Source organism: Mesorhizobium sp. Ca11 (assembly GCF_020165275.1).
Taxonomy (GTDB): domain Bacteria; phylum Pseudomonadota; class Alphaproteobacteria; order Rhizobiales; family Rhizobiaceae; genus Mesorhizobium.
In genome coordinates this window covers 23,195-29,478 of sequence record NZ_JAIUHU010000030.1, presented here as the reverse complement: position 1 = coordinate 29,478, position 6,284 = coordinate 23,195, and the positions used below count along the sequence as shown (strand labels likewise).

At 63.0% G+C, this 6,284-nt stretch carries 5 protein-coding genes; all 5 read right to left on the bottom strand.

Annotated features, from left to right (window positions below; all coding sequences use genetic code 11):
* Positions 1 to 100: 100 nt before the first annotated feature.
* Positions 101 to 940, bottom strand: coding sequence for an alkaline phosphatase family protein (locus LB538_RS28700; protein WP_224532592.1), 840 nt, complete (start codon positions 938 to 940; stop codon positions 101 to 103).
* Positions 941 to 1,165: 225 nt separating this feature from the next.
* Positions 1,166 to 2,821, bottom strand: a complete 1,656-nt coding sequence (locus tag LB538_RS28695) for an ABC transporter ATP-binding protein (RefSeq protein ID WP_224532593.1) — start codon at positions 2,819 to 2,821, stop codon at positions 1,166 to 1,168.
* Positions 2,821 to 3,645 carry an ABC transporter permease gene (locus tag LB538_RS28690; RefSeq protein ID WP_224532594.1) on the bottom strand — a complete coding sequence of 275 codons (825 nt, stop codon included), beginning with the start codon at positions 3,643 to 3,645 and terminating at the stop codon, positions 2,821 to 2,823. Before LB538_RS28690 ends, LB538_RS28695 begins: the two co-directional genes overlap by 1 nt.
* 13 nt (positions 3,646 to 3,658) lie before the next feature.
* Complete coding sequence (locus LB538_RS28685) at positions 3,659 to 4,618, bottom strand: ABC transporter permease (protein ID WP_224532595.1); 960 nt, start codon at positions 4,616 to 4,618, stop codon at positions 3,659 to 3,661.
* A 16-nt stretch (positions 4,619 to 4,634) separates the two neighbouring features.
* Complete coding sequence (locus LB538_RS28680) at positions 4,635 to 6,221, bottom strand: ABC transporter substrate-binding protein (protein WP_095769414.1); 1,587 nt, start codon at positions 6,219 to 6,221, stop codon at positions 4,635 to 4,637.
* Between the last annotated feature and the right edge of the window lie 63 nt (positions 6,222 to 6,284).

Here is a 6,284-nt window from a genome sequence, read left to right as displayed (position 1 = left end):
GCCCACCAAGCACAACAGACTTCGCGGCCAAAACCCCTCTGCGAGCCTGTTCTCGCTAACTGCGCAACAGGCCCACAAGGGGAGAAGGGAGAGGTGGCGCTTACCCCAAAAACGCCTTCGCTTTCATCGTCTCCGGTATCGTCACGCCAAGCCGGCTCAGCACTGTCGGCGCGAGCTGCAGCTGGTCGAGCAGCGCGTCGGCCTCGGGCCCCTTCGCAGGCCCGAAATAATAGAGCGCGAAATCCTGCATCTCGTCGTCATGGCCGCCATGGTGGCCGCGATCGGTCTGGCCATGGTCGGCCGTCACGATCACTTCATAGCCGGCTTGGCGCCATTGCGGCAGGAAGGCAGCGAGCATGCCGTCCATCGCGTAGCAGGCATGGTCCATCTCGTGGCAGTCATGGCCGAAGCGGTGACCCATCGAATCCAGCGTGCAGGTGTGCAGGATGCCGTAGTCGATGCCATGGCGTTTGGTCAGCATCGTCAGCGTCGCGAACAGGTCGACATCGCTTGGCGTCATCTGATTCTCGAGATTGTAGCCGGTCATGGTATGGAAGCGGCCATGCGTGATCGGCCCGCTTGGCTCGTCGAACTCCATGTCCTCGACAAGATCGAACGGATACGAACGGAAGAATTCCGACCAGTAGGAGTGGGTCACCGCGCCCGTCCTGCCGCCGGCCTTGCTCACTTCCGAAAAAATGTCCGGCTGCGTGACGCGAAAACGGTTCTCGTTGGAAAGGATGCCGTGCACTTGCGGCGTGACACCGGTGTGGATCGAGGCGTAACAGCAGGCGGAGGTCGACGGCAGCACCGAGCGCATCTTCCACACCTGCGCCTCGCCCGATTGCGCCCAGCCTTCGAGATTGCCCATCAGCCGGCGCCAGTTCCGGTAGGGCACGCCGTCGAGGATGATGAGCAGCAGTTTGGATTTGAGCGGCACGGAACGTCCCTGTGCGTGTTCTTCGAAACGAAAACGCCGCGTGTGGCACGGCCAAGCGGCGCTGCTTTTAGATAGCCTGATATCAGGCGTTCAGCCAGCACTGGCAGAGAGCGTAGCCGTCCATCATCTCGCCATGGGATTCTTCACCCAGCCACTGACCTTTCTTGGTGTTGGCGGCGCCGCAATTCCGTGCAAAAGCCGCTTAACAGCTCTGCCGGAATTGCGTCAGTTGCCGGCGCTTTCCATGCGCCGTCCCTTGATGGCCTTCTCCAGCCAGCCGATTTCCATTTCGGGAACGGAGGACAACAGAAGGTCGGTGTAGGCGTCGAAGGGCGGCGTCAGCACCTTGCTTTTGGATCCGTAGCGCACCACCTCGCCGCGATACATCACAGCGATCGAATCGGCGATCGACTTAACCGTCGCCAGATCGTGGGTGATGAAAAGGTAGGCCACCTTCTCGATCTGCTGCAAGTTGAGCAGCAGCTTGAGGATGCCGTGGGCGACCAACGGATCGAGCGCCGAGGTCACCTCGTCGCAGATGATCAGCTTCGGCTTGGCGGCGAGCGAGCGGGCGATGCAGACGCGCTGCTTCTGGCCGCCGGAAAGCTCGGCCGGATAGCGGTCGACGAAGCCCTTGCCCATCTCGATCTCGTCGAGCAGCTCGGCGACGCGCTTGTCGCGCTCGCGGCCCTTCATGCCGAAATAGAACTCCAGCGGCCGGCCGATGATGGTGCCTACCGTCTGGCGCGGATTCATCGCCACGTCGGCCATCTGGTAGATCATCTGCAGCTGGCGAAGGTCCTCCTTCGGCCGGTCGGCGAGCCTGTTGGCAAGCGTGCGGCCGTCGAAGACAACGCTACCTTTCTCGGGCGGCAAGAGACCGGTGATGGCGCGCGCCAGCGTCGATTTGCCGGAACCGCTCTCGCCGACCACGGCCAGCGTCTGGCCTGGAAAGATGTCGACCGAAACGTTCTTCAGCACCTTGACGTGGCCGCCGCCATAGGCGGCCGTCACGTTCTTCACCGATAGCATCGGCGTCGTGCCCGGCTGCTGTTCCTGGTGTTCGATCTGATGCACCGAGACCAGGGCGTTGGTGTATTCCTGGCGCGGCTCCTTGATGATCTGGTGGGTGCCGCCCCATTCGACCAGCCGGCCGTGACGCAGCACCATGATCTCGTCGGACACCTGTGCCACGACGGCTAGATCGTGGGTGATGTAAAGGGCCGCGACATGGGTGTCGCGGATGGCATCCTTGATCGCTGACAGCACGTCGATCTGCGTCGTCACGTCGAGGGCCGTCGTAGGCTCGTCGAAGACGATCAGGTCCGGCTCCGAGCACAACGCCATCGCCGTCATCACGCGCTGCAGCTGGCCGCCCGATACCTGGTGCGGGAAGCGTTGGCCGATCGTTTCGGGATTGGGCAGGCTGAGCTTCCTGAACAGGGCGACGGCGCGTTTCTCGGCCTCGGCGCGGGTCGCGGTGCCGTGCAGGAGCGTAGCCTCCACCACCTGGTCCATCAGCCGGTGCGCCGGATTGAAGGCCGCCGCAGCCGACTGGGCGACATAACAGACTTCGCGGCCGCGCAGCTTGCGCAGGCCTTCCTTGCCGCCTTTCAGTATGTCGCGGCCGTTGAGGATGACCTCGCCGCCGGTGATGCGCACGCCGCCGCGGCCATAGCCCATCGACGACAGGCCGATGGTCGACTTGCCGGCGCCGGACTCCCCGATCAGCCCAAGCACCTTGCCCTTCTCCAGCGTCAGCGAAACGTCGTGGACAAGCGTGATGGTCCTAGGTGCTTCGCCCGGCGGATAGACCGTCGCTTCGATGCGCAGGTTGCGGATGTCGAGGAGAGGACCGGACTTTGCTTTGCCGTCAACCATCAGCCGCGTCCTCCCTTCAGGCTCGTCGTGCGATTGAGCACCCAGTCGGCGACGAGATTGACCGAGATCGCAAGTGCCGCGATCGCCGCCGCCGGGATGAGCGCCGCCGGAATGCCGAACACGATGCCGTCCTTGTTCTCCTTGACCATGCCGCCCCAGTCGGCATCCGGCGGCTGCACGCCGAGGCCGAGGAAGGACAGTGTCGACAGGAACAGCACGGCATAGATGAAGCGCAGCCCGAGTTCCGAGACCAGCGGCGACAGCGCATTGGGAAGGATCTCGCGGAAGATGATCCAGCCGCTGCCTTCGCCGCGCAGCTTCGCCGCCTCGACATAATCCATGACGTTGATGTCGACGGCGACCGCGCGCGACAGTCGGTAGACGCGAGTCGAATCGAGGATGCCCATGACCAGGATCAGCGTCACCAGGTTCGACGGCAGCACCGAAAGCACGACGAGGCCCATGATCAGCGTCGGGATCGACATGAGGAGGTCGACGAGCCGCGACAGGATCGTGTCGTACCAGCCGCCGAATACCGCCGCCGAAAAGCCGAGAATGGCCCCAAGCGAGAAGGACAGTGCCGTCGCCAGCACCGCGATGAACAGCGTGATGCGGGCGCCGTAGATCATGCGCGACAACAGATCGCGGCCGAGATTGTCGGTGCCCAGCCAGTGCGCGGCCGACATCGGCTCCCACACGTCGCCGATGATCTCGGCGTTGCCGTGCGGCGCGATCAAGGGCGCGAAGATTGCCGCCAGCACGAACAGCGCGGTCAGCACCAGGCCGACCAGCGATGGCAGAGGGATGCGTCTGATATCGAGCATATCGGCCGCCCCCCTACTTCGGATGCCTGAGTCGCGGATTGGCGACGATCGCCGCAATGTCTGCGATGATGTTGAGGGTGATATAGACGGCGGCGAAGATCAAGCCGACCGCCTGCACGACCGGCACGTCGCGCTTCGTGACGTGGTCGACCAGATATTGCCCCATGCCTGGATAGACAAAGATCACCTCGACCACGACGACGCCGACCACCAGATAGGCAAGGTTGAGCATGACGACGTTGATGATCGGCGCGATCGCGTTCGGGAAGGCATGCTTGCGGATAACGGCAGCGGCCGACAGCCCCTTGAGTTCCGCCGTCTCGACATAGGCCGACTGCATGACGTTGAGGATCGCCGCGCGCGTCATGCGCATCATATGGGCGAGCACCACCAGAGTCAGCGCTGCCGCAGGCAGCGCGATGGCCTGCAGGCGCTCACCCAAAGACATTCCGTCATAGACGGTCGAGATGGCCGGGAACCACTGGTGCTGGACCGCGAAGTAGAAGACGAGCAGATAGCCGATGAAGAACTCCGGGAAGGAGGTCGAGGCAAGCGCCACGCCGGAGATCAGCTTGTCGACCCAGCCATTGCGGTAGCGCACCGCGATCAACCCAAGCGTGATCGCCAGCGGGATAGCCACGATGGCCGCCCAGAAGGCCAGGAACAGCGTATTCCACAGCCGTTCCTTGATCGAAGTCGCGATGTCCTGGCCGCTCGACATGGCGGTGCCGAGATCGCCGGTCAGCACGCCGCCCAGCCAGTGGAAGTAACGGATATAGGCAGGCTGGTTGAGCCCGAGCTGCTCGCGCAGATTGGCCAGCGACTCCGGGGTCGCCGATTGTCCTAGGATGGCTTGCGCGACGTCGCCGGGCAGGATCTGCGTACCGGCGAAGATCAGGACCGAAACGGCCAGCAGAAGGAGGATGCCCAGCGCAATGCGCTGGGCCACCAGTTTCACGATGGGTGAGGACATCTCCGCAAGGCCGTGCTCAGGCTTCGAGCCAGCACTTCGCCAGCGCGTAGCCGTTGCAAAGCTCCTGATGCGGATCCTCCACCCAGCCAGCCACCTTGGGGCCTGTTGCGTCGATGAACTGATTGAACATCGGCAGAATCAGGCCGCCTTCGTCGCGCACCATGACGGCCATGTCGTGGTAGATCGCCTTGCGCTTGGCCTCGTCGAGTTCGGCGCGCGCGGCCAGCACCATCTTGTCAAAGTCCGGGCGCTTGAAACGCGTGTCGTTCCAATCGGCGGTCGACAGATAGGCGGTCGAGTACATCTGGTCCTGGGTCGAGCGACCGCCCCAATAGGAGGCGCAGAAGGGCTGCTTGTTCCAGACTTCGTTCCAATAGCCGTCGCCGGGCTCGCGCTTGAGCTCGATCTTGATGCCGGCCTTGGCGGCGCTCTGCTGGAAAAGCTGGGATGCATCGACAGCGCCCGGGAAGGCGACGTCCGAGGTCCTAAGCAGCACAGGGCCGTCATGGCCGGACTTCTTGTAGTGGAATTTGGCCTTGTCCGGATCGTACTTGCGCTGCTCGATCTCGGTGAATAGCGGGTAGGAGGCGTTAATCGGGAAATCGTTGCCGAGCGAGCCGTAGCCGCGCAGCACTTTTTTCAACATCTCCTCGCGGTCGATCGCCAGCTTCAACGCCATCCTGAGATCGTTGTTGTCGAACGGCGCCGTGTTGCAATGCATGATGAACACGTAGTGGCCCGGACCGGAGTGGTTGCGGATGGTGACGCCAGGCACGCGCTTGATCAGATCGACGATCTTCGGCTCGACTCGGTTGATCATGTTGACCTGGCCGCCCTGCAAGGCCGCCGTGCGCGCTGTCGCATCGTTGATGACGATGATTTCGATCTGGTCGGCGTGGCCCATCTTGTCGCCCTGCCAGTAATTGGCGAAGCGTTCGCCGCCATGGCGCACGCCGGGCTCATTGACCTTGACCTTGTACGGCCCGGCGCCGATGCCTGCATCGGCCTTGTCCTTGCCGCCGTTCGGCTGCACGATCAGGTGATAGTCGCTGAGGAGGTAGGGGAGGTCGGCGTTGGGCTCCTTCAGCGTCAGCACCACTTCCTTGCCGTTGACCTTGATGGTGTCGATGCCCTTCATGTAGCCCAGCGCGCCGGACTTGGACTTCTCGTCCGAATGACGCTCGAGTGTGGCCGCGACGTCTTCTGCGGTAACCGTCTTGCCGTTGTGGAATTCGATGCCGTCGCGGATTTTCAGCGTCCAGACCTTGGCGTCGTCCGAAGAGCCGATCTCCTCGGCGATGCGGTTCTCCAGCTTGCCGTCGGGCGATAGCTCCACGATCAATTCGCCCCACATTTTGCCGAAGGCGAAGGGCACCTGGGTCATGAACAGGGCCGGATCGAGGCTGTTGGTGGATTCACCGCCGACCAGGCCGGCCTTCAGCGTGCCGCCCTTGACCGGGCCGGCAGCGCGCACGGCGCTGGAGAGCAGCGAGTTGGCGAAGGTAGCGGTGACGCCGAGCGCCGCGGCGCGACCGAGAAAATCGCGACGGCTAAGTTTTCCGGCCGCGACTCGCCGGCTGAGATAGTCGAGTTCGTTGGACATTATGGTTCCTCACTCTGGGTATCCGACCTTATGGTCGTTTCTTGCTATTAGAGGAGATAATGA

What these genes read in the sequence shown, in the direction of transcription:
- LB538_RS28680 (WP_095769414.1), bottom strand. Translation starts at nt 6,221, where the DNA reads ATGTCCAACGAACTCGACTATCTCAGCCGGCGAGTCGCGGCCGGAAAA.
- LB538_RS28690 (WP_224532594.1), bottom strand. Translation starts at nt 3,645, where the DNA reads ATGCTCGATATCAGACGCATCCCTCTGCCATCGCTGGTCGGCCTGGTG.
- LB538_RS28695 (WP_224532593.1), bottom strand. Translation starts at nt 2,821, where the DNA reads ATGGTTGACGGCAAAGCAAAGTCCGGTCCTCTCCTCGACATCCGCAAC.
- LB538_RS28685 (WP_224532595.1), bottom strand. Translation starts at nt 4,618, where the DNA reads ATGTCCTCACCCATCGTGAAACTGGTGGCCCAGCGCATTGCGCTGGGC.